Source organism: Candidatus Bandiella numerosa, assembly GCF_029981845.1.
Classification (GTDB): domain Bacteria; phylum Pseudomonadota; class Alphaproteobacteria; order Rickettsiales; family Midichloriaceae; genus Aquirickettsia; species Aquirickettsia numerosa.
In genome coordinates this window covers 787,707-810,329 of record NZ_CP104164.1, presented here as the reverse complement: position 1 = coordinate 810,329, position 22,623 = coordinate 787,707, and the positions used below count along the sequence as shown (strand labels likewise).

General features: G+C 32.5%; 20 protein-coding genes. 6 read left to right on the top strand and 14 right to left on the bottom strand.

The features are described 5' to 3' along the window. Nucleotides 1-41: 41 nt before the first annotated feature. The 3 genes from N3Z17_RS03905 to msrB are packed head-to-tail and all read right to left on the bottom strand — an operon-like array spanning nucleotide 42 to nucleotide 3,582. A complete protein-coding gene (locus N3Z17_RS03905; RefSeq protein ID WP_282471434.1) occupies nucleotides 42-443 on the bottom strand; it encodes a hypothetical protein in 402 nt (133 codons plus the stop codon). Between the two features lie 2 nt (nucleotides 444-445). Continuing rightward, the gene (locus N3Z17_RS03900; protein ID WP_282471433.1) at nucleotides 446-3,034 is read right to left on the bottom strand and encodes a conjugal transfer protein TraG N-terminal domain-containing protein; all 2,589 of its coding nucleotides are present in this window, start codon (nucleotides 3,032-3,034) and stop codon (nucleotides 446-448) included. Continuing rightward, nucleotides 3,031-3,582, bottom strand: coding sequence for a peptide-methionine (R)-S-oxide reductase MsrB (gene msrB, locus N3Z17_RS03895; RefSeq protein WP_282471432.1), 552 nt, complete (start codon nucleotides 3,580-3,582; stop codon nucleotides 3,031-3,033). The genes N3Z17_RS03900 and msrB overlap by 4 nt, the downstream gene beginning before the upstream one ends. Nucleotides 3,583-3,653: 71 nt before the next feature. Here msrB and N3Z17_RS03890 point away from each other — a divergent pair, with 71 nt between their 5' ends. Further along, complete coding sequence (locus tag N3Z17_RS03890; RefSeq protein ID WP_282471431.1) at nucleotides 3,654-4,076, top strand: peptidylprolyl isomerase; 423 nt, start codon at nucleotides 3,654-3,656, stop codon at nucleotides 4,074-4,076. Between the two features lie 197 nt (nucleotides 4,077-4,273). Here N3Z17_RS03890 and N3Z17_RS03885 read toward each other — a convergent pair whose 3' ends face one another. Beyond that, entirely contained in the window at nucleotides 4,274-5,758 is a 1,485-nt protein-coding gene (locus N3Z17_RS03885; protein ID WP_282471430.1) for a DHA2 family efflux MFS transporter permease subunit, read from the bottom strand. A 32-nt stretch (nucleotides 5,759-5,790) separates the two neighbouring features. Next, a complete protein-coding gene (locus tag N3Z17_RS03880; protein WP_282471429.1) occupies nucleotides 5,791-6,834 on the bottom strand; it encodes an HlyD family secretion protein in 1,044 nt (347 codons plus the stop codon). Nucleotides 6,835-6,979: 145 nt separating this feature from the next. On the opposite strand from N3Z17_RS03880, the gene N3Z17_RS03875 reads away from it, so the two are divergent. Next, on the top strand, nucleotides 6,980-7,255 hold the full coding sequence (locus N3Z17_RS03875; protein ID WP_282471428.1) for an HU family DNA-binding protein: 276 nt from the start codon (nucleotides 6,980-6,982) through the stop codon (nucleotides 7,253-7,255). A 220-nt stretch (nucleotides 7,256-7,475) separates the two neighbouring features. After that, nucleotides 7,476-8,747: an NADH-quinone oxidoreductase subunit NuoF gene (gene nuoF, locus N3Z17_RS03870; protein ID WP_282471427.1), complete on the top strand. Its 1,272-nt coding sequence runs from the start codon at nucleotides 7,476-7,478 to the stop codon at nucleotides 8,745-8,747. Between the two features lie 10 nt (nucleotides 8,748-8,757). Here nuoF and N3Z17_RS03865 read toward each other — a convergent pair whose 3' ends face one another. From N3Z17_RS03865 to N3Z17_RS03850, 4 genes are all read right to left on the bottom strand, one after another. Then, a complete protein-coding gene (locus N3Z17_RS03865) occupies nucleotides 8,758-9,273 on the bottom strand; it encodes a GrpB family protein (RefSeq protein ID WP_282471426.1) in 516 nt (171 codons plus the stop codon). Nucleotides 9,274-9,296: 23 nt separating this feature from the next. Next, entirely contained in the window at nucleotides 9,297-11,087 is a 1,791-nt protein-coding gene (locus N3Z17_RS03860; protein ID WP_282471425.1) for an ankyrin repeat domain-containing protein, read from the bottom strand. 16 nt (nucleotides 11,088-11,103) lie between these two features. After that, a complete protein-coding gene (locus N3Z17_RS03855) occupies nucleotides 11,104-13,584 on the bottom strand; it encodes an ankyrin repeat domain-containing protein (RefSeq protein WP_282471424.1) in 2,481 nt (826 codons plus the stop codon). Nucleotides 13,585-13,712: 128 nt separating this feature from the next. Next, nucleotides 13,713-14,993, bottom strand: a complete 1,281-nt coding sequence (locus N3Z17_RS03850; RefSeq protein ID WP_282471423.1) for a bifunctional folylpolyglutamate synthase/dihydrofolate synthase — start codon at nucleotides 14,991-14,993, stop codon at nucleotides 13,713-13,715. 95 nt (nucleotides 14,994-15,088) lie between these two features. Between N3Z17_RS03850 and kdsA the strand changes: the two genes are divergently transcribed. Further along, nucleotides 15,089-15,925 carry a 3-deoxy-8-phosphooctulonate synthase gene (gene kdsA, locus N3Z17_RS03845; RefSeq protein WP_282471422.1) on the top strand — a complete coding sequence of 279 codons (837 nt, stop codon included), beginning with the start codon at nucleotides 15,089-15,091 and terminating at the stop codon, nucleotides 15,923-15,925. Further along, a complete protein-coding gene (gene smpB / locus N3Z17_RS03840) occupies nucleotides 15,926-16,393 on the top strand; it encodes an SsrA-binding protein SmpB (protein WP_282471421.1) in 468 nt (155 codons plus the stop codon). It begins immediately after the preceding gene. 14 nt (nucleotides 16,394-16,407) lie between these two features. On the opposite strand, the gene N3Z17_RS03835 is transcribed toward smpB, so the two are convergent. The 3 genes from N3Z17_RS03835 to N3Z17_RS03825 form a co-directional block, all read right to left on the bottom strand. Further along, on the bottom strand, nucleotides 16,408-17,391 hold the full coding sequence (locus N3Z17_RS03835; protein ID WP_282471420.1) for a sodium-dependent bicarbonate transport family permease: 984 nt from the start codon (nucleotides 17,389-17,391) through the stop codon (nucleotides 16,408-16,410). Nucleotides 17,392-17,421: 30 nt separating this feature from the next. Then, nucleotides 17,422-19,437, bottom strand: a complete 2,016-nt coding sequence (gene nuoG / locus N3Z17_RS03830; RefSeq protein ID WP_282471419.1) for an NADH-quinone oxidoreductase subunit NuoG — start codon at nucleotides 19,435-19,437, stop codon at nucleotides 17,422-17,424. A gap of 104 nt (nucleotides 19,438-19,541) precedes the next feature. Beyond that, the gene (locus N3Z17_RS03825) at nucleotides 19,542-19,778 is read right to left on the bottom strand and encodes a hypothetical protein (RefSeq protein WP_282471418.1); all 237 of its coding nucleotides are present in this window, start codon (nucleotides 19,776-19,778) and stop codon (nucleotides 19,542-19,544) included. On the opposite strand from N3Z17_RS03825, the gene N3Z17_RS07630 reads away from it, so the two are divergent. Then, entirely contained in the window at nucleotides 19,749-19,997 is a 249-nt protein-coding gene (locus tag N3Z17_RS07630; RefSeq protein WP_410519577.1) for a GNAT family N-acetyltransferase, read from the top strand. The two genes, N3Z17_RS03825 and N3Z17_RS07630, sit on opposite strands and share 30 nt — an antisense overlap. A gap of 33 nt (nucleotides 19,998-20,030) precedes the next feature. Here the strand turns inward: N3Z17_RS07630 and N3Z17_RS03820 are convergent, their stop codons facing one another. Further along, the gene (locus N3Z17_RS03820; RefSeq protein ID WP_282471417.1) at nucleotides 20,031-20,372 is read right to left on the bottom strand and encodes a hypothetical protein; all 342 of its coding nucleotides are present in this window, start codon (nucleotides 20,370-20,372) and stop codon (nucleotides 20,031-20,033) included. A gap of 530 nt (nucleotides 20,373-20,902) precedes the next feature. Continuing rightward, nucleotides 20,903-22,615 (bottom strand): 30S ribosomal protein S1, encoded by a 1,713-nt coding sequence (locus N3Z17_RS03815; protein WP_282471416.1) that lies wholly within the window; start codon nucleotides 22,613-22,615, stop codon nucleotides 20,903-20,905. Nucleotides 22,616-22,623 lie beyond the last annotated feature (8 nt).

The window sequence follows — 22,623 nt, the reverse complement described above, 5'->3', positions numbered from 1 at the left end:
CATATACTATAGCTCTTCTATATCTTTCATCTTTGATAAAATTAGTTTCTGCAATTCCTTCCTCTATTAATGTTTTTTTTAACTTTTTCTAATTTCTGCTCTTCTCTTGCAAATATATCTAAATATTGATTCCTTAGGTTTTTATATTCCAAATCACCTAATCTTTTTGTCTCCCAAAAATGTTTATCTTCTCTAATTTGACTATTATATTTGTACTGACTCATTCCATCATCTAACTCATCAAACATTTTTCTAGCTTCATCTATTTTTCTTGTTACATAACTTTTATGCTTCGCTCCTACAGTGTCTATCTTATCTTTATGCTCTGTAATTAACTTCATAGTATCATCAGCAAAAAATGACCTCATTGATTTAGAAAAAACCATAGTTCCGAAAAACAAAAATAGAATTACAGTTAATATTTTTTTAGCTCTATATGACATTGCTATTTATCCTCATTTTTATTATTTTTTTTGCCACTCTTATCTGCGCTCATATTTTTTTTTAGAGTGCCTTGCTGAGAAGTCGCATTATTAGAACTCTGCTTTAGCAAATTTGGCGTAGCCTTATCTTTGTTTTCTGCATTGTTCAAATTAGCAATATTCTTGTCTTCATTCTGTGTTTTGCTGCTCAGATTTTTGTTTTGCTTGAGTGCACTATTCTGGGTTGATTGAGAATTATTACTTTTATCCACTATCTCATAATCCTGCTTAATTTCGCTTGAAGAGGCTTGATTGGCTTGGATTAGATTATTACTTATTATATTTTGAGGGCTAACTTTTTGATTTTTATCATTATTGTCTTGTATTTTTAAATCCTCACCACTTATATCGATTGCAGGTTTATCTATTTTACTATATTCCTGTTTTTTCTCTGGTTGACCAGTTACAGAAAAGTACGTGTTTTTTACTGCAGTAACATTACCACTTACATTATTTTTTGCATTCTGATATATACTTCCACCTATGTTTTTTGTGATGCCCTTATTAATCTTATCCTTAGATTTTGCATCCAATTCATTTTGCTTACTGCTAACCACACCCTTCTTTCCACCTAACTGATTCTTTGTATCAAATTGATTGTCATCTACTTCATTTGCTGTGTCTAATCCTTTTTGTCCCACGGTTTTATGAATGTTACCTGCAAAAGCATTAGGAGCTTGGTAATTTGATTCGAATTCCCTAGGTCTATTATTAGTCTTTGGAGCCTCTGATTTATTTTCAACATTATTACTTTCCCCATCTATTTTACTCTCATTTGAATCAACCTGTGAATTAATAGAGCTTTGTCCTGCTGGATTTATATTATCAGGATTATTTGGCGCTTCATTATTTTGAGATGAACTATTATTAGTTACTGATTGTTGGTTGTTATTAGCATCATTTCTAGTATCTATTGGTTGTAATACAGCATCTTTTTGTTCAATTTTTGAATTTAGGTCCTTTTTATCCTCTATATTTTTCTTTACTGCCTTACCAACATTACTCTCATATTTCTTATCAAGACCATCTTCATTAATACCACCACTTAACTTCTCGTTAACTGTATCGCTCACACTTTCACCCTGAGCCTTAGAAGCTGTTCCAAATCCTGAGCTAAAAAATGATTGACCCATAAACGCGGAATCAGGATTATTGCTGTGCTCTTTTGACTTATATGTAGTTGAGTTAATAGGACTATTAAGACCATTATCCTCTATAAATCTATTTGCAAGTGATGATAACGTGCCAGCATCTCCTTTTTTAAATATTTCCTCTGCTCCCGCATTACCCTTCTTAAACTTAACCCATTCCATGAATTTAGGAGTTAGATTCTCATTAATCCTCTGTGATTGCTCAGCATATTCATTCCTTTGTTGTGAATAACTATCATACCTCTGCTGCGCTTCTTGATATGATTTACTAGCATTTTGTGATTTAACAAAATCATTCTTAAGCGAATCATAAAAATCCTGATTTTGCGTAAAATGATCTTTGCTACTATTGCTCCTTAGATATGACTGCATCTTCCCTAAACTATCACTATATTCCTTAGAATTACTTGAAGATTGCATATGTTCATATGCCTCCCTTAAATTACTTGTTTTACTAGCATCAGCGCCTACACTAAATCCTCCTTTTGCAATAAGTATGTCAAATCCTATCCCCTGACTAGCTCCTACACTTAATTTCAGTGCATCATCTGTAGATATGTTAAAGTTCTGTGAAGTCTGATCTATTAATCTACTAGCATCCTGGAATGATTGTCTTTGGTCGTTACTCAAGCTATCTTGGAAATCTTTATATTGACCACTCCCCTTAGCAAAGCTCTGATTGTATCCAAGTAACGTTGAATATGCATTAGACGCACTTTCTAAATAATCACTACTGCTCTTTGTCATATCACTTTGTGAATTACTTATACTATTATCTAATTTCTTACCCATATGCGAACCCCAATCTATAGATATTAATCCACCAGCATTATTTATTGCAGGACTCATATCCATTGAACTACTACCATCTGCATACTCACTAACTCTAGCTCCTGACATGCTGTTATATGATTTTATGCCAGTCATATATTCATAATTATCATTATGCTTATTTGCTGATAAATTATTGTAACTATGATTGTCCATATTCATATTGCCTGTACTATAATTCCCTCTAACTATGTCAGATGCAATCCGTGCTGCTTCTTGTTGTTGCGCTCCAAACATCGATGTAGATAATGATCCAAGTGATGATAATCCCATTTTAAGCACTAACCCTGCAATAAATGGCGTAAAGAATATCATATAACCCGATAATAATGCTATCTCATGGTTAATTGACCTAATTTTTGTAAAATTATTCCAGGTCACACCATTTACTTCTGCTCCCATTGATTGATATTGCGATGCAAATACTACAAATAATATCGCATATATCGGCATCCATAACTGTAAATATATGAATGAGACAAAATAATTCTTAAGTATTGGGCCCCAGGTTAATAAACGTTCGGAAATGGCAATGAGGTTCCATTTAGTATAAAAAGATGCGGCACTCATACTGGAAAATTGTTAATAATTTTGTTATATTCATTTTGCGCATCTGTTATTGATAATTTAGAATATATTTCTAATGATTTCCTTGAATCATGTCCAGAATAAGGTTGTATTAAAGCATCATCAACCCCTTGCTTTTTCATCCATGTAAACAAAAAGTGTCGTAATTTATGTGGAGATATAGACCTGTCCATTCCAGCTGATTTTGTGTAATTCATCAATATTTTTCTGATTCCTCTTTCTGAATAAAAATGCCCTAAGTGGCATGTTTTAGTTAATACTTCTGTGCGCCTCATGCCATGAGATAGATCATCTTGCAAGATAATTTCTGATTGATCTAAGCTTTTGGTAAAACTAGGCCAACCACAACCAGAATCAAATTTATCAAATGAAGAGAAAAGGGGCTCGTCAGATATTATATCTACATAAATTCCATATTCCTTATGGTTCCAATATTGATTGGCAAAAGCTTTTTCAGTGCCTTTATTTTGAGTAACTTCAAACTGTACTTTATTTAGTTTTTTGATTTTACTTAGATATTTATTCTTCATAATTTTAGTATTTTAGGTTTTCTCAAATAAAGTACCTTTTATTTTAGTAAAAAACTAACAGATAATAACTTATGCGTAAAACAATTAAATCTAAATCAATTTTAATAAAATTATTAATACTTTTAATGGCAATGTTAATGATGTCAAAAGCACACGCAACAAATAAAATAAAAGACTTTATTCAAATGGATACTACATATGGTCCAGTAATTATTGAACTATATACTGACAAAGCTCCCAAACATGTTCAAAGAATTAAAGATTTATGTGATGAAGAATTTTATGATAACCTTAAATTTCACAGAGTCATAGATAATTTTATGGTACAAACGGTAGATCCTAATGGTGATGGTACTGGTGGAAGTGCACAGGAGAATTTAAATGCTGAATTTAATGATATTGCTCATAAAAGAGGCGTAGTATCAATGGCTAGAAGTGAAGATCCAAATAGTGCTAATAGTCAATTTTTCATTATGCTAAATGATGGTATATGATTAAAAAAGGTAATCCAGAATATAACGGAAAAGTTATTAATCCTGATAAAATACTTAAAATGAGGGTTTTGACCGCTAATAATTTACAAGCTAATTAACCACAATTCAGTTATCATTGGACCAATTGTGATGCTGTATCATATTGGCATGATAATGTATATTATGGAAAATTAATTTCTATCTCTCATGTAAATTATCTACTTTTTATGTGGATTACGTAACAATAATATTAGTGGCGCTGACACTATAACACAAATCATCATAATTTTAAAATTATCTATATAACCTATAGTCATAGCCTGTAGATTCATGTTTTTATTTAAGATGCTATATACGATGGAATCATTTTGCTGTATGAATTGCGGCAAATAATGTTTCATCATCCAAAATTTGCTTGAGGTTATAGATTCTGATAAATATGCGTGGTTAATTTGCGTATTTCTTATTAACAATGTTGTAACTATTGAAACACCAATACTACTACCAATATTACGAACTAGGCTAAAAAATGATGTAGCTTCTACCCTATTTTTATGTGGCAAAGTTGAAAAAGCAACCGCGCTTAAAGGTACAAATATAAATCCCAGACCCAGCCCATTAATTATGCCAGTAATAATCATCATATTTTGAGGAACAAAAGTAGTGAATTCAGACATTTTATAAAGTGCAATGACAGTTAATATTAACCCTAATAATACTAATAATCTTGGATCAACTTTATTAATCAATTTACCTATAATAACCATAGCTATAAATGTTCCTACACCTCTTGGAGCAATTAAAATACCAACGTCTAAAACTGAATAACCCATTAAACTCATAAAAGCAGGTAATAATGCCAACGTAGCTAAAAAAATCACTGAAACTATAAATATTAGTAAAACGCTTATAATAAAATTTAAATCCTTAAATAAAACTATGCTTATAAAGGGGTTTTTAGAATATCTTGTGTGAATTATAAACATCCACAGTGATGAAATTGTCAGTCCAAAATAAATTACTATTTCATGCGAATTAAACCAATCTAGCTGTTGCCCTCTATCTAACATTAGTTGTAGTGATGCAATTGCTATACTTAGCAAGGAAAACCCAATAGTACTAAAGTCGTTTTTTTCTTTTTTACTATCTGGTAAAAAGAATATTATTCCCAAGCATGCAATAATTCCCAATGGAACATTGATATAAAACACCCATCTCCAATTATAATATTCTGTTAAGTACCCTCCTAATACCGGTCCTACTATTGGACCAACCATCACTCCCATACCCCAAATCGCCATAGCTGATCCACGATTTTCTTTGGAATTTATATCCAATAATGTAGATTGTGATAATGGAACCAATGCAGCGCCAAATATCCCTTGTAAAATACGATATATCACCATTTCTTCTATAGAGAAAGCCATTCCACATAACATTGATGATATGGTAAATCCTATAATTGAAACAAGAAAAATTTTTCTTCTTCCATAACGACTTACAAACCAGTTTACTGGTTGTGTCATAATTGCTGCCGCAATAATATATGAAGTTAATACCCATGATATCTGATCCTGTGTGGCTGAGATACTACCCTTCATATATGGTAGAGCAACATTTGCTATAGTCATGTCCATAACTTGCATAATTGTTGTGATCATCACAAATAAAGTAATCAGCTCTTTACTATAATTTGATTTCACCAAAGAATCCCTCACTCTATAATAACCATTATTTATTTTACATTTTCTGTATCAATTTTTACATAGGCACTCATGCCTGATAACAGACGTACATCATCAGGTATATCAGTTAATTCTAAACGCACTTCAATACGCTGAACCACCTTGACCCAATTTCCAGAACTATTCTCTGGAGGTAATAGTGAAAATTCTGAACCACTTGCTGGTGTAATGCTGATTACTTTGGCACCAAATTTCTTACCTGGATATGTATCAATTTCTACTGAAGCAATTTGATTCGGCTTTATATTTTTAATGTCAGTCTCCTTAAAATTAGCCTCCACCCATATATTTGCATAATCAACTATAAAAAATAATGGAGCACCAACATTTATATATTCTCCTGGAAGAATAGTAAAATTTGCAATTCTACCATTAAAAGGTGCTTTTACCACTGTACGCTCTAAATTAAGTTGTGCTCCGGATAACCCACTGAGTGCTTCAAGATAATAAGAATATTGATTCACCGGCAAATTTGGATTTCCATCTAACTTTGCATTAGTCTCCTTTATCTGTTTTAATACTATATCTTTCTGTTTGATAGCCTCTTCTAAGTTATGTTGAGCAAAACTCAGTGCTTTTTCGGACGTAGCATTTTTTTGTTCCAATTTCATATAGCGCTGATACTCCCCTTCGAAATACGATATATTTTCATCAATTTTTGCAAGTTCAGCTATATTTTGCTCATATAATGCTTTTAAACTATTAACGTAGTCTTTTGATTTTTCTAAATTGGCTATAGAATCTTGCAAGGCTATTTTATATGGTAAATCGTCAATTTTGAATAAAACATCGCCCTTTGCAACTTGTGCATTATCCTTTACATTTACTTGGATCACTTTACCTTGCACCTCTGCACTAATTGAAGCTTTTGCAGCTTTAATATATGAATCATCTGTAGACACATATCTATCGTTAAAATAAGAATAATACAATCCTAGTACTAATAAAATTATTGGAACAATTATTAATACTATTAACTTTTTTGAGACGTTAGATTTTTTTGATTTTATTTTTATCATCATCACTTTATTCATAAAATATTATCTAGTAAATCTAGCTAATTAAATTAGATAAATCAAAATTTTTTAAAAATACCTTTAAGATTAAATACTATTTACTTACCATTTTGTACATGTTACCAATATTATTAGTTGTATTAATTTGAATTTCGAGGTCAAAATGAATAAGAGTGAGTTTATAACTATGCTATCTAAAAAGTTAGAGTGTTCTAAAATATATACTTCTAAAGTTGTTGATGTAGTATTTGAGTGTGTTGGAGATGCCTTAAAAAAGGAAGATGTTTTAAGATTTGTGGGTTTCGGCACATTTAAAATTCAAAAGTTACCTAAAAGACAAGTTAAAACTCCAAGAAGTGGAGAGATAGTAACAGTACCTGCTAAAAAATATGTTAGGTTTTCATCAGGCCAATTATTAAAGAATAAAGTTAATAAGTAATTAAAGTTAATTAGGTTGCTTCGCAAAAAATGAGGAAAAATATTTATTGAGTACACTGAGGTAAGTTGTAGTTTTTTAGATATCATTCTGTTCTAAATGCATCTTCAAGTATTTTTTTTAATGTATGCGTAGCACCTAAATAATTTTTAATGAATATTTTGCTTTAGTTATTTTGATAAAATGGTAAGCTTAAGCAAATTATAAATAAAATAGTGTTATTATGCTTAAGAAAGATGACAAAATTTTCACCAATTTGGATGGAAAAATGTCGTTTGATATACAAGCTTCAATTAAAAGAGGGATTTGGCATAATTATAAAAACAATCTAAAAAAATCTCCTGATGATATAATAGAAGAAGTTAAAAAATCGGATTTAAGGGGACGTGGTGGTGCAGGATTTTCAACAGGTATGAAGTGGTCGTTTATGCCTAAGGAATCAAAAAGTGGTAAACCGTCTTACCTAGTAGTAAATGCTGATGAAAGTGAACCTGGAACCTGTAAAGATAGAGATATAATTCGTTATGAACCACATAGAGTAATTGAGGGAAGCATTCTTTCAGGAATAGCAATAAGAGCAAAAGCCGCATACATATATATACGTGGAGAATATTACAATGAATATATTATTCTCAAAAGGGCTATTGAGGAGGCCTATGAAAAAGGATTTTTAGGTAAAAATATCTTAGAAACTGGAATCAATTTTGATGTTTATATTCATAGAGGAGCAGGTGCATATATTTGTGGAGAGGAAACAGCTTTACTAAACAGTTTGGAGGGCAGAAAAGGCATGCCAAGACTTAAACCTCCAGCATTTCCTGCTGCAGTTGGCGTATGGGGATGCCCTACTACAGTGAATAATATTGAAACGGTAGCAGTTGTGCCAGAAATTCTAAAGCGTGGAGCTGACTGGTTTGCTTCTATTGGCAGACCTAAAAATACTGGAACAAAAGTTTTTTGCATTTCTGGGCATGTTAATAAACCTTGTAATGTTGAAGAATCTATGTCTATACCACTAAAGGAATTAATAGAAAAACATGCAGGAGGAGTTAGAGGTGGGTGGGATAATTTACTTGCAGTTATTCCAGGTGGTTCATCAGTTCCTTTAATTCCCAAAAATGTTTGTGAAGATGTATTAATGGATTTCGATAGTCTAAAAGAAGCCAATACTGCACTTGGAACCGCAGGTGTTATAGTAATGGATAAATCCACCGACATAATAGAAGCTATAGCTAATTTATCAAAATTCTATATGCATGAATCTTGTGGGCAATGCACCCCTTGCAGGGAAGGTACAGGCTGGTTATATAGAATAATGGATAGAATGGTTAGAGGCGATGCAAAAATAGAAGAAATTGATTCGATCATTGAACTAACAAAACAAATTGAAGGACATACAATATGTGCATTAGGTGATGCGGCAGCATGGCCTATTCAAGGACTGGTTAGGCATTTTAGAAGTGAAATAGAAAATAGAATTAATTCGAATATTTAAACCCCCATCCTTATTTCATATTTAAAACATTCTGAATAAAATTTGTTTTGCTCTCAGTATATGCTTCGCGATCTTCTTTATAATGCTTAGCTAATGCTTTTTTCAATTCAACGTATTTGGATGCTACTTTAGAATCTGCTCGCAGAATATCACGAAATTTTATTCTTTGTTTCCATAAGTCGCTTTCATAAGGCACTAAATAAAGGTGGTGCGTTCTAAAAATAGGAGATGGTTTGCAAAACCAATGCATTACATCTGGTTTATATGGGAAATAATTATAGCCATTTTTTACCAGCAATTCTATTACGGGTTTAGAATACTTTAAGGATTTAACACCAAACATTATGTCTATCACTGGTTTCGCAGTGAGTTCTGGCACCGCTGTGCTACCAACATGCTCTATACTGCCGATAAGATAGCGCCCAATAATTTTCATTAAAAAATCTTTTTCTTTGTTAAATAGCAAAGGCCACTCAGTATTATATTCTGATAATGTTACTGCATTTTCAGTGTCTTTTTCCTCCACTACAAATTCACACTTTTTGTGGTTCACTTCACATTAAAGGGCATAAAAGTATCTGATATGCTCTTCTTCTCTTGAAGCTTCTCAACAAAGCTTTTTCCTTCTTTATCTCTTTTTTCAAGCTCCTCTTTGATTATCTTTGGTTGCACATTGTAATGCCCCTTCTCGTTTAAAAACTGCGTTATCTCTTCTTTGTGCGAAGCTATATTATCTCTTATCTCAGATTTTATCTTGTCTATTTGCTCTGTAATCAAATATGTCTGGTTACCATCTTTATCAGTTGTTTTAATGTACCTGTGATCGGTTAGATATTTCTCAACTACTTTCTCAATCAAAGCGTCCCTTTCTTTCCAATACGTTCCAGTCTCTGAGGTATTTTTAACCCAAATACTAGGCACCAGATTGCTCCATTTTGCAGGAGTAACTAAATCCTTACACTCTTTAACAAAGTAATCGGACGAGCATAAAGTTATATTATCACTAATTCGAACTGGATTTTTTATGAACAAGCAACTGAAAGAATCACCGCAACCACCAACTACTTCTCCCAATATATCAAGCTTTTTTGCTACCTCAAAAATTTTACCAAGTGATGTATCAGTGGGAACAGTGGCAAATCTAGTAACCGCCAAACCAACCACCGTTTTTTCATCTTCATTCTTAACAATTAGCACCTCTTTCAATAACTCTTTATTATCGCCAATAGCATCTAAAATCTTGCTAACCACATCAGTATTGCCTGACTCAGCCACCAAATCCACCAAACCACCAACTACCTCTCCCAATATATTAAGGTTTTTTGCTACCTTTAAAATCTTCTCAACAATACCAGACTTGCCTGACCTAACTGCAAAATAAAGCGCTGTTTCTCCATATTTATCCTTAAGATTCAGCATCTCTTTTAATAACTCTTTATTATCGCCAATAGCAGCTAAAATCTTCTCAACCAAATCAGCATTGTCTGACCTAGCTGCTAGATGAAGCGCTGTCTTTCCATTTTTAATTTTAGCAGTCAACACCTCTTTCAATAACTCTTTATTATCACCAATAGCAGCTAAAATCTTGCTAACCACATTAGCATTGTTTGATTCAGCTGCATAATGAAGCGCTGTGCTTTCATCATTACTCTTAGCAGTCAGCATCTCTTTCAATAACTCTTTATTATCGCCAATAGCAGCTAAAATATTGTTAACCACATTAGCATTGCCTGAGTTAGCCGCTAGATGAAGCGCTGTGTATCCATTTTTATCCTTAGCAGTCAGCAAATCCTTCAATAGCTCTTTATTATCGCCAATAGCAGCTAAAATATTGTTAACCACACCAGTCTTGCCTGACTGAGCTGCTAGATGAAGCGCTGTCTTTCCATTTTTAATTTTAGCAGTCAGCATGTCCTTCAATAGCTCTTTATTATCGCCAATAGCAGCTAAAATCTTGCTAACCACATTAGCATTGTTTGATTCAGCTGCATAATGAAGTACTGTGCGATGTACATCCGTAACAGTCGTCAGTAGATCTTTTAGCACTTCAGCGTCGTTAGCAGCAGTTAAAATCTTCTCAACCAAATCAGCATTATCTGACTTAGCTGCTAGATGAAGCGCTGTTTCTCCATATCTATCCTTAACATTCAGCATCTCTTTTAATAACTCTTTATTATCGCCAATAGCAGCTAAAATATTTTCAACCACATCTGCCTTATCTGCCTTATCTGACTTAGCTGCAGAAAGAAGCACTGTGTCTCCATTTTTATCCTTAGCAGTCAGTATCTCCTTCAATAACTCTTTATTATCGCCAATAGCAGCTAAAATCTTGCTAACCACACCTGCCTTACCTGACCTAGATGCCTAGATGAAGCAATATTTTTACATCTTGATACTTAGTCAGTATCTCCTTCAATAGCTCTTTATTATCACCAATAGCAGCTAAAATCTTTTCAACCACATCTGCCCTATCTAACCAAGATACTAAATTTGATATAGCTGCAGGAAGAAGCGCTGTGTTTCCATTTTTATCCTTAGCAGTCAGCACCTCTTTCAATAACTCTTTATTATCGCCAATAGCAGCTAAAATCTTTTCAACCACATCTACTTTGCCTTCTACAGCTGCTAGATAAAGCGCTGTGTATTCATCATCAAACTTAGCAGTCAACACCTCTTTCAATAGTTCTTGCTTCTTTGCAGCAGCTAAAATCTTCTCAACAATACCAGCTCTGTCTGATTCAGCTGCTAGATGAAGCGCTGTGGCTCCATTTTTATCCTTAGCAGTCAGCAAATCCTTCAATAGCTCTTTATTATCGCCAATAGCAGCTAAAATCTTCTCAACCACATCTGCCTTATCTGACTTAGCTGCAGAAAGAAGCACTGTGTCTCCATTTTCATCCTTAGCAGTCAGCATGTCCTTCAATAGCTCTTTATTATCGCCAATAGCAGCTAAAATCTTCTCAACCACATCTGCCTTATCTGACTTAGCTGCAGAAAGAAGCACTGTGTCTCCATTTACATCCGTAGCAGTCAGTAGATCTTTTAGCACTTCAGCGTCGTTAGCAGCAGTTAAAATCTTTTCAACCAAATCAGCATTATCTGACTTAGCTGCTAGATGAAGCGCTGTTTCTCCATATCTATCCTTAACATTCAGCATCTCTTTCAATAACTCTTTATTATCGCCAATAGCAGCTAAAATATTTTCAACCACATCAGCATTGCCTGAGTCAGCCGCTAGATGAAGCGCTGTGTATCCATTTTTATCTTTAGCAGTCAGTACCTCCCTTAATATAGTGCATTCTCTAGCTTCACTTAAAATACTCATAATGCTATCTCTATCATTGGAAGTAATTGATGAGAATAACGGATTCACAAATAGTGTATCAAGTGGATGTTTTCCATCTTTATTCCTACTCAATATCACCTCTTTTTGTGCGTTATATTCCCTCAATTTCCTCAATTCCTCCCCCTTTAGCAAGTCTATTATATGTGTAGTATTTCCTTTTTCTGATTCATCAAGTGATGCATATTTAGCTACTTTTTCGTTATATTTATCAAAAAATCTCGCTATAGCAGATGCCTTATCAAACTTCCGCTGAGTTATAAAATCTGAATAAGTGTAGTATGCATTAGTAGGATTTTCTACCTGACTTGTAATCTCAGTTGCATTGCCACCATATTTATCGCAATTATTTTTAATATGATCTATTGCATATTGCCGCTTCTGTACATCGCCGCTATTTAGGTATTCACGCACTGGATCTATGGCGCTTTGCGCAGTGCCCATATTAATACATAAATCATGAGCAATGGCATATTTCAAAACCTCATCATTAATTTCTTCTTCGGTAAAAGGGCTACTTGTTTCAATCTTAACTTTTGTTATGATTTCTTTTTTCTCTGCCTCATCCAATTCTATAACTTTCTTATCATCCAGATATAGGGCAATAAAATCTTTTAATATATCTCTGTAATTATCTTTAAAACCTATGACTACTCCACTATCTGTCATCATTAATATTTTGGCAAATAGCGAGTCATTACCTAATATTCCTGACATCTCATTTTCATATTTCTCTACATTTTTTGAAAATTCTCTGAAGTACCACCCATTGGCATAATCTTCCTCATTAATCCTAAACTTATCGAATTCAAGAAGAGATTGTTCAAGCTTAGCCACTATCCCATCTGAGATATCACCTGAAGTTAATTTTTTAATTTCTTCTGTATAATAATCTTTTATTTTCTTTATAACCTCATTATCCGTGAAATTATGAACATAAGGATCTTTAATATCTTTGATGACTCCAAAATCATCAGCAATCACATTCAGAATAGATGTGACGTTGTGAACCTCCATACCATCGCTTATATCTAATGTATTTTTGAAAAACATCTCTCCCTTTTTCAAAAGCTCTTTTGCAAACTCTTCTAACATCTCTTTCCTATACCGTGATACGACTGATTGTAATGATTGCACTCCTTTGATATCAAATATAATACTTTGTAGATTTGTAAGCGTCCCAGGTCCACATTCAAAAGTCCTGTCTTGATAAAGCGAAATATCCTTGCCCTGCAATAAATACAAAATTGCTTCTACCGATTCTTTTATTTGCTTATTTTCTGCATGTTTAAATAAGTCCTTAAAATTCTTTAAGCCTAGTTCGTTAGCTTTTTCTATAAGCAGCTGCATTTGCTCATTAGCTCCATTTTCATAAACTGGATCACTACCTTTATAAATATTTTCCTTCACATACCACTTTACCTGCTCATCACTAATCTCAACCTTTGTTTCTGGAAATAATGTTTTAAACTGTTCTAAATTAATTAATGGCATCAACAACCCCCACCATTTGTTTATTCATAAAAGTAATGCACTTTTTTTAAAAAATACAAGCATTTTTTGGATGAATCAACTTTGATAGATAAATACTTACCACTACTCTTTACCAATCATATTTCACATTAATCTTTAAAAGCATTTTCAATATCTCCTGCTAGATATAATGACCCACAAATCATAACTCTTATTGCTTGACCTTGGCTCTTTATAGCACATAAATCCATTGCTTCTACAAGAGAAACACATTCAACTGATTTAATTCCGAGCCTTTCTGCAGAAATTTTAATTTTATTAGGATTTTCACTTTTTGGTTCCCATTCTACTGGAACCGCAAAAACATACTCAACTATGTTCTTAAATGGTAGCAAAAATCCCTCTATATCTCTGTCCCTAGTTCTTCCGTTAATTAAAAAAGTAGGCATTTGAGAAAATGTTGTTAATGTTGCTGCAATCATCTCAGCACCTGCGGTATTATGCGCCCCATCTAACCATACCTCACTATTCTCAGGCAATAGGGATAAAAGCGTCCCATTTTGAATTTTTTGCATTCTTGCAGGCCATGAAGCGCTGGTTATTCCTTTCCTTAAGTGCTCATTAGTTATATTGAAAAAATGATTTAATTTCTTTGCAGCACATATCGCAGTCGATGCATTAATAATTTGATGTATGCCTTTAAGATTTGGCATTGGAAATTCACTCTCCTCCCCTATTGAAAAATCAATAAATTTAAATCCATTTTTTGTTTTTTCAAATCCCCAATCATTTCGACATGCAAAATTTTTTGATTTAATTTTTCTACACTCTTTAATTAGATAATCTAATATCTCATTCTCTTGCCAACTAATAATACAAGGTGAATCTTTTTTTATTATGCCCGCTTTTTCACTTGTAATCTTTAATAGAGTTTCTCCTAGAAACTCCATGTGATCAAATGAAATTGGGGTTATGATACTCATCAATATATTTTCCATAACATTAGTTGCATCATACCTTCCGCCTAAACCAGTTTCTAATAATACTATATCCGCAGGAAATTTTGAAAATGCTAAAAATGCAGCAACTGTGGTAGCCTCAAAAAAAGTTAAATCTAACCCATCTGACTTTAATCTACATTCCTCAATAACTTCATATAACTGCTCATCGTCAATTTCATTACCAGAAATAACAATACGTTCATTGAATCTAATTAGATGTGGAGAGGTATATTGATGCACAATATATCCTGCTGCATTAAATATTGCTTTAAGAAAAGCAATAGTAGATCCTTTTCCATTAGTTCCTGCAACATGAATTACTGGAGGAATGGTTTCTTCTGGATTTCCCAATCTTTTTAATAAGGTTTTTGTTCTTGTAAGCCCTAAATCAATAAAATTTGCACTAAACTGCTTAGGCCAATGAGGCATTCTTACCATAAAATTGTAGTTTAAAATATATTGAGCTAACTGCTAATTTAGCATATAAATAGAAAAATTCTAAACTCATTTAATTACATAGGCATATGCATAATTTAAAACAGATAGCCGTTGGTAACATTAAAATCGCAAATAATCTGCCATTAGTATTGATTGCAGGGCCATGTCAGATGGAATCAAAGGAACATGCACTTTATATGGCCAAAGCTATTAAAGATATTGCTGATTCCCATTCAATGAGTTTGATATTTAAGACATCATTTGATAAAGCAAATAGAACATCAATTGGTGCAAAAAGAGGAATTGGAATAGAAGCATCAATACCAATATTTGCTCAAATAAAGGAAGAAATTGGTTGCCCAATTCTCACTGATGTTCACTCTCCAGAACAATGCAATATAATTGCAAAAGTTGTTGATATATTACAGATACCGGCATTTTTGTGCAGGCAAACCGATTTATTAATTACAGCAGCAAATACAGGTAAAATTATCAACATTAAAAAAGGGCAATTTCTTGCTCCTTGGGATGTTAAAAACATTATTAGTAAAATTGAATTATCTGGTAATGAACAGATATTGCTGACAGAGCGTGGTGTTTCTTTTGGTTATAACACATTAATTAATGATATGCGTGGTTTGGAAATAATGAAGGAAACTGGTTATCCAGTAGTTTTTGATGCAACTCACTCTGTTCAGCAACCTGGTGGCCTTGGTAACCAGAGTGGAGGACAACGTCAATTTATAAAACCCCTTGCAAGAGCAGCAACTTCAATAGGAATAGCTGCTTTATTTATCGAAACACATGATAATCCAGATATTGCTCCAAGTGATGGCTCATGCATGCTTCATATAGATGACCTAAATCAACTACTTATGGAGATCAAAGAATTCGATAATGTAGCTAAAAAATTCGCCAATTAAATGAACAATCCTCAAGATGACATTAAAATTATTGCTCAAAATAAAAAAGCTTATCACGAGTATGTAATTGAAGATAAAATAGAGACAGGAATTATTTTGGCTGGGTCTGAGGTTAAATCTTTGAGATTTTCAAAAGCTAGTATTAATGAGTCATATGCACATAGCATTGGCAATGAGATTTTTATATTAGGAGCTAATATTCCAGAGTATAATAAGGCAAAATCATTTAAGCACTCTCCAACGAGACAAAGGAAGTTACTATTACATAGAAAAGAGATTAAAAAATTAATTGGGTTAATAAAACGTAAAGGTTATACCCTGATACCACTATCGCTATATTTTAATAAAAAAAATATCGCAAAAGTTTTATTAGGTATAGCAAAAGGCAAAAAAAAGCATGACAAGAGGCAAGTTATAAAAGAAAGGGACTCGGAAAGAGACAAAGCGCGAGAGCTTAAAAATTCTTGATTGTCAATCTCAAACTATTTAAAGATCAAGGATATTATTGTGTAGTACATTGGTATGCCAAATATAATATTAAATGGAAATGTAATCGCTAATGACATAGGAATATATATTCCAGCTTTAGCCTCAGGCAAAGCCAATCTCATCGCAGCTGGTACTGCTATATAGGAGGCACTAGAACATAACACCGTAAATAATAAAGTTGTGCCCTTATCAACCCCGATGATATAACATAGCATCATTCCAATTAAAGCATTGATGATCGGCATATAAATACCAAATAAAAATAGAGAAAAATTCAATTTTTTAAAATGATGAAATTCTTTTGCAACTATCAAACCCATGTCCAGTAAAAATAGGCATAAAATTCCATTAAATGGAGTTATTAAAAAAGCCTCCACTTTTTCATAACCAGTTTTTCCAGTGATAAAGCCAATTATGAAGGAGCCAAGCAATAACAATATAGCACCATTTGTAAAAATTTCCCTGTAAAGTATCTTCTCTTCATTCTTATGATTTTTTGTTTTAGGATCTTTTTTATGTGCAATATATAAACCTGATAAGATAGCAGGAGCCTCCATAATAGCTAATATCGAAATTATGTAACTCTTATGCTCTATATTATAAAATTTGATAAACGATACGGCTGTTGCAAATGTAACTATACTTACAGATCCATAATGTGCAGCAACTGCTGCCGCTGTGGGTTTATCTAATTTAGTTAATAAATTTAACAACCAAAAACTAATAAAAGGAATAGAAAAACTTAACATTATTCCAGTAACTACTAAGGACAACATTTGTAAGTTAATTTCGTTATCTGATAAAAGACTGCAACCACCCTTAAATCCTATAGACATCATTAAATAGATAGTTAAGTATTTACTTATACTTGTAGGCACGCTTAAGTCTGATTTAATCACACCAGCTATAATACCTAAAAGAAAAAATAAAATAGCAGGTGATAGAAGATTATTTGATATGATGTTGAGCAATTCCATGTGTTTTAATTATATATTTTCAATCCAATACTATAACTGAGAGCATTTTCTCATGGTTATAGAATTTCTACAAATTGAATTGGCCAGGTAATAATTTAAAGGTTCATTATTAAATATATCTTTGGTGAAATTTTTTTGTTTTAGTGGATTTTTGATTAAGTCATTACGAATTAAATTACCAGTATTTTTAAAAACAGAATTGGTCTTACGCATAATATCTCTAATTTCATTAAGATTAGAATATGGTAGCTCAATATCTGTTAACTTTGCTAATTCCAAAATAATTTCCCAATCAATCTTTGCCTCACCAAGTGGATCAATTGTAGCGTATGTATTTTGCACCCTACCCTCTAGATTTACATAAGTAGAATTTTTTTCAGTAAACGCTGGCGCTGGAAGAATTATATCAGCAATTTCAGCTACCTTATCTCCATGATGACCAATATATACAATATAGGCTTTCGGATTAATCTTTTTTAAATCTATTTCATCGGCTCCTAGTAAAATGATTATTTCACATTTTTGCAAAATTTGCTCTGTATCCATTCCAGCATTATTTGCGATAAATCCTATGTCTAACCCCCCCACTCTGGAAGCAGCTGTATGAAGAATGTTGTACCCATTCCAATTTTTATCTAGATAATCATACTGGTTGAGTAATTTAGTAATAAAATATTCATAGGCTTCAAAATCATTTTGAGTAGTTAAGTGTTCTCCAAAAATAATCATTGGCTTTTTAGCCTTTTTCAAATCCTCACACAGCGGATGATCACTATCAGTAATTTGCTTTAATGCCCATGGATTATTACCAAGGAATTTATAAGGATAAGTTAAGTCAACTTTATTACCTATTAAAGCCACAGGAAGCTTATTATTCAAATAGGCTTTTCTAATTCTAGCATTGACCATTGTAGCTTCATACCTTGGATTGCAACCGATTAATAGACAATGATCAGCTTCCTCAATGCCACTAATTGATGTGTTAAAAACATATTTAGCCCTATTTTCGTTTGATAGCTTACTTCCATTTTGCCTACAATCGAAATTTCCGCTACCAATTGCTTCAAGATAGTTTTTGACTACCAACATTGTTTCTACATCAGTCAAGTCACCTGCTATAGCGCCAATTTTATTTGCATTTGTAGAACTTATTTTTTGTGCAAGTGTGCTAAGTGCTACATCCCAATTGCATTCTACCAGTCTATCTTTGCTTTTAACCATTGGTCTATCAAGTCTCTGATATTTTAGACCATCATAAAAAAACCTTGTTTTATCTGATATCCACTCCTCATTAATATTATCATTATTAAACGGAAGTATCCTCATAACCTCATTTCCTCTAGTATTTACGATAATATTAGAACCAACTGCATCCATAACATCGATTGAACGAGTCTTATGCAATTCCCAACTTCTTGCTTTAAATTCATATGGTTTTGAAGTTAGTGCCCCAACTGGGCATAAGTCTATTATATTACCTGATAACTCAGATTTCACGCCACCTTCGATATAATTTGTGATTTCTATATCCTCTCCTCTTCCAATACCACCCAACTCATATGTTCCTGCGATGTCCTCAATAAACCTAACGCACCGTGTACAATGAATGCATCTTGTCATATGCGTTTGAATCAAAGGACCAAAATCCTTATCTTTAACAGCACGTTTTTCCTCTTTATATCTGCTTTCAGCTCTTCCATATTTCATCGCCTGTTCTTGCAGATCGCACTCTCCTCCTTGGTCGCATATTGGGCAATCTAGTGGATGATTGGCAAGTAAAAATTCCATCACCCCTTCTCTAGCTTTTTTTACAAGAGGGGTATTAGTGTGAATCACCATTCCTTCCATCACCACTTGTGCACAGCTTGCAACCGGTTTCGGTGCTCTTTCCATTTCAACTAAACACATCCTACAATTCCCAGCGATTTTTAATTTATCGTGATAGCAAAATCTGGGAATTTCAACTCCAGCTTTTTCACATGCTTGAATAACTGAAAAACCTTCAGGAACTTCAATTTCTATATTATTAATCTTTAACTTCGGCATAATTACGTAAGTATGTGTTAAACTAATATTTATTGAAAGTTATACCATAAGAATATCGTGTCTTCTATTAATAAATAATGTCTTAATGCTATTTTAGATAATGGCTATTTAGAATTAGAAACTGGTTTACAGAACTCCATATTTAAAACACCCTTTGTACAAACTTTTTGTATTAAAAAATTTTTTTCATTTTTTTCTTTGTCATTTAATATATATTTGTCATCTTTAAATATAACAGTGCTACCGGGCATAATAAATTTACCTTTTTTAAGCTTTTGGATCAATTCTGGATGGTGGCTTTTCTCTAAGTCATGCTTAATTTTTTCAAAATTATCAATCAATCTATATTCACCCTGTTTACTATCTATTTTAGTATATTTAAAAAAGGTTCCTCAGATTTTATAGGAACGATAGTTTTAACTAGTAGAAATCAAAATTTAGGTGAAATGTTACTAGGATATTTAATAAATAAAGAATATTGGGGAAATAATTATGTAAAAGAGGGCTCTATACAGCTTGTTATTTTGCCTTTTTCCTTTAACATCAGGACATATCTTTAATTACCGCCACCACAAGAGATGATAATCCCGCTTCTATAAATATTTTAGAAAAACATCATGCTCTATATGCTCTAATCTAGGGCAAAACTCGACTTGCTGTGCTAAATTTAATATCTCATAACAATAAGACATTATTAAATAATCTTTTTCCTCATACGGATTGCAAATCCTGCTATGATATATTTCTGGTACTGAAGATAGTGCATTACAATCAGTTAAGTGTTGTGCAAATACATCTTTAGCTATATTTTTAATATCTCTTATGCCAGTACTATCAAAGTAATTCTCATAGCTACAAGCATATATTTCTAAAGCTATTCTTTTATAAGCCCCATAAACACTATTACTTTCTTCATCTTTGAGATACTGCTCCATCTCTTCTTCTTCCTCAGTTCGACAATTATTTGCTAATTCATATCCATTGCAAAAAGAATTATATTATATTGATCGATTTTCTATATAAATAATCTTAATAAATTTTATGTATTAGTACAAGGTTGTTAGTTATTTTATTCTTAGAACTTTTACTATCACTTTTCTTATTACTAGCCCTTCATCCTTACATCATTTTTAAAAATGGGGAAACTCAAGTAAAATATGATATTGGCCAATTAAAAAAATTAGAAGTAAAAGCTTTATAATAGTACCGCACTAATCAAAAAGCTTTTTCCTTAATTTTTTAATTCCATCATTTGATAAATGTTTTTTCTTAATTTCTTCGTATTTTTTTTTCAGTTTTTGCTTCTAAATTTTCTTTGAAATTATCAAACTCCTTTTGTACAGCAGAGTGTAATAAAAGTTTTATTATAACCAAACATACTACCACTGAAACAAAAATATTCCACAGAGTCAAAAATAAAAACTTAAACATTTAAGCCCATTATAATAACAAAGCTAAATATTTATTATTTATTGTCTCTCTCCTGTTTTTCAATTGCCGCACCTAATATATCTCCAAGGCTAGCACCACTATCAACAGATCCATATTCAGCAATTGCTTTCTTTTCTTCCGCAATTTCTAAAATTTTAACTGAGAAATTCAACATTCTTTTACTTTTATCATATGAGATAATTTTTGCATCTATTCTATCACCAACAGTAAATCTTTCAGGCTTTTGTTGATCTTTATGTTTAGATAAATCATATTTTTTCACAAAACCTTTTACACCTTCTGGAGCCTCGACGTATAGACCATCCTTAGTTACCTCTAAAACTTTACATGTTACTACTTCAGCCTTAACTAGTTTATCAGTAATTTCTTTGTAATTATTTTCTTCAAGCTGTTTTATACTTATAGTAACTCTCTCTCTCTCCAAATCAGAACTTAAAACCACCCCTTCAATATCATCTCCAATTTTATAATTTTTCAAAGCATTTTTCGGATTATCATCCAAATTAATCTCAACTGCCGGAACTAATACATCCAAATCATTTTCCTTACCCTCTTCCATGACATTAACAAATAATCCAAAATCAACTATTTTCTTGATTTTTGCCTTAACTTTTGTTCCAACTGGATATTTATCAACAAATTTTTTCCATGGATTCTCTGTACATTGTTTGATACTCAAGCTTATTCTATGCTTATCAATGTCTAGATCCAATACCACAGTTTCTACTTCATCTCCAACATTAACAAGTTTAGTTGGGTGAGTATTTTTAGTATTCCAATCAATTTCATTTAGATAAACCAATCCTTCTATTGATTTTTCAAGTTCAACAAATACGCCATAATCGGAAATGCTTATAACCTTCCCCTTATGCTTTGTACCCATACTATACTTCTTCTCTAAACCCTTCCATGGATTGTCACTAAGTTGTTTAAGTCCTAAAGAAACTCTTTGAACTTCAGGATTATATTTTGTAACAATAACTTTAATTTCTTGCCCTAAGGTAATTTTTTCTGAAGGGTGTGATATTTTATCCCATGAAATGTCTGTAATATGCAACAATCCGTCAATATCGCCTAAATCTATAAATGCACCATAGTTAGTAATATTTTTTACTACCCCATCAAAAATCATGCCTTCCTTAATACCAGCTAAAAGTTCATTTTTAGCCTCTTTTCTTGAATCTTCAAGTATTGCTCTCCTAGATACAACAACGTTGCCTTGCTCTCTATCTATTTTTAAAATTTTAAATGGTTGCTCAATATTCATTAATACTGATGGATCCTTTATAGGTCTAATATCTAATTGACTACCTGGTAAAAAGGCTAATATACCCTCAATATCCACAGCAAAACCACCTTTATTGACCTTACCTATTATTTTTCCACTAATGCTACCATCATTTTCACTCAGCTCTTCAAATTTATTCCAAGCCATCTCTTTTGCTACTTTATCTCTACTTAACTGAGTGCACCCATTTCTTCCTTCTAACCTATCAATATATACTTCGACCTTATCACCTACTTTAAGCTCATCTTTATTTGAAAATTCGTTAATTGATACCCTTCCCTCACTTTTTAGACCTACATCAATGAAAATTGTATCACCTGAAATATTTACTACTTCGCCTGTGACGATAGAACCCTCTTTCGGTTGATTTTTTAAACTTTCCTCCAATAATTGAGAAAATTTTTCTTGTGAGAAATTTGGTACGTTTTCTATATTCATGTCCTTTT

Bases quoted from the DNA above. Each gene is read 5' to 3' on its own strand.
- N3Z17_RS03905 (WP_282471434.1), bottom strand. From the start codon at position 443: ATGTCATATAGAGCTAAAAAAATATTAACTGTAATTCTATTTTTGTTT.
- N3Z17_RS03900 (WP_282471433.1), bottom strand. From the start codon at position 3,034: ATGAGTGCCGCATCTTTTTATACTAAATGGAACCTCATTGCCATTTCC.
- msrB (WP_282471432.1), bottom strand. From the start codon at position 3,582: ATGAAGAATAAATATCTAAGTAAAATCAAAAAACTAAATAAAGTACAG.
- N3Z17_RS03890 (WP_282471431.1), top strand. From the start codon at position 3,654: ATGCGTAAAACAATTAAATCTAAATCAATTTTAATAAAATTATTAATA.
- N3Z17_RS03880 (WP_282471429.1), bottom strand. From the start codon at position 6,834: ATGAATAAAGTGATGATGATAAAAATAAAATCAAAAAAATCTAACGTC.
- N3Z17_RS03875 (WP_282471428.1), top strand. From the start codon at position 6,980: ATGAATAAGAGTGAGTTTATAACTATGCTATCTAAAAAGTTAGAGTGT.
- nuoF (WP_282471427.1), top strand. From the start codon at position 7,476: ATGCTTAAGAAAGATGACAAAATTTTCACCAATTTGGATGGAAAAATG.
- N3Z17_RS03855 (WP_282471424.1), bottom strand. From the start codon at position 13,584: ATGCCATTAATTAATTTAGAACAGTTTAAAACATTATTTCCAGAAACA.
- N3Z17_RS03850 (WP_282471423.1), bottom strand. From the start codon at position 14,993: ATGCCTCATTGGCCTAAGCAGTTTAGTGCAAATTTTATTGATTTAGGG.
- kdsA (WP_282471422.1), top strand. From the start codon at position 15,089: ATGCATAATTTAAAACAGATAGCCGTTGGTAACATTAAAATCGCAAAT.
- smpB (WP_282471421.1), top strand. From the start codon at position 15,926: ATGAACAATCCTCAAGATGACATTAAAATTATTGCTCAAAATAAAAAA.
- N3Z17_RS03835 (WP_282471420.1), bottom strand. From the start codon at position 17,391: ATGGAATTGCTCAACATCATATCAAATAATCTTCTATCACCTGCTATT.
- nuoG (WP_282471419.1), bottom strand. From the start codon at position 19,437: ATGCCGAAGTTAAAGATTAATAATATAGAAATTGAAGTTCCTGAAGGT.
- N3Z17_RS07630 (WP_410519577.1), top strand. From the start codon at position 19,749: ATGCTTAATTTTTTCAAAATTATCAATCAATCTATATTCACCCTGTTT.
- N3Z17_RS03820 (WP_282471417.1), bottom strand. From the start codon at position 20,372: ATGGAGCAGTATCTCAAAGATGAAGAAAGTAATAGTGTTTATGGGGCT.
- N3Z17_RS03815 (WP_282471416.1), bottom strand. From the start codon at position 22,615: ATGAATATAGAAAACGTACCAAATTTCTCACAAGAAAAATTTTCTCAA.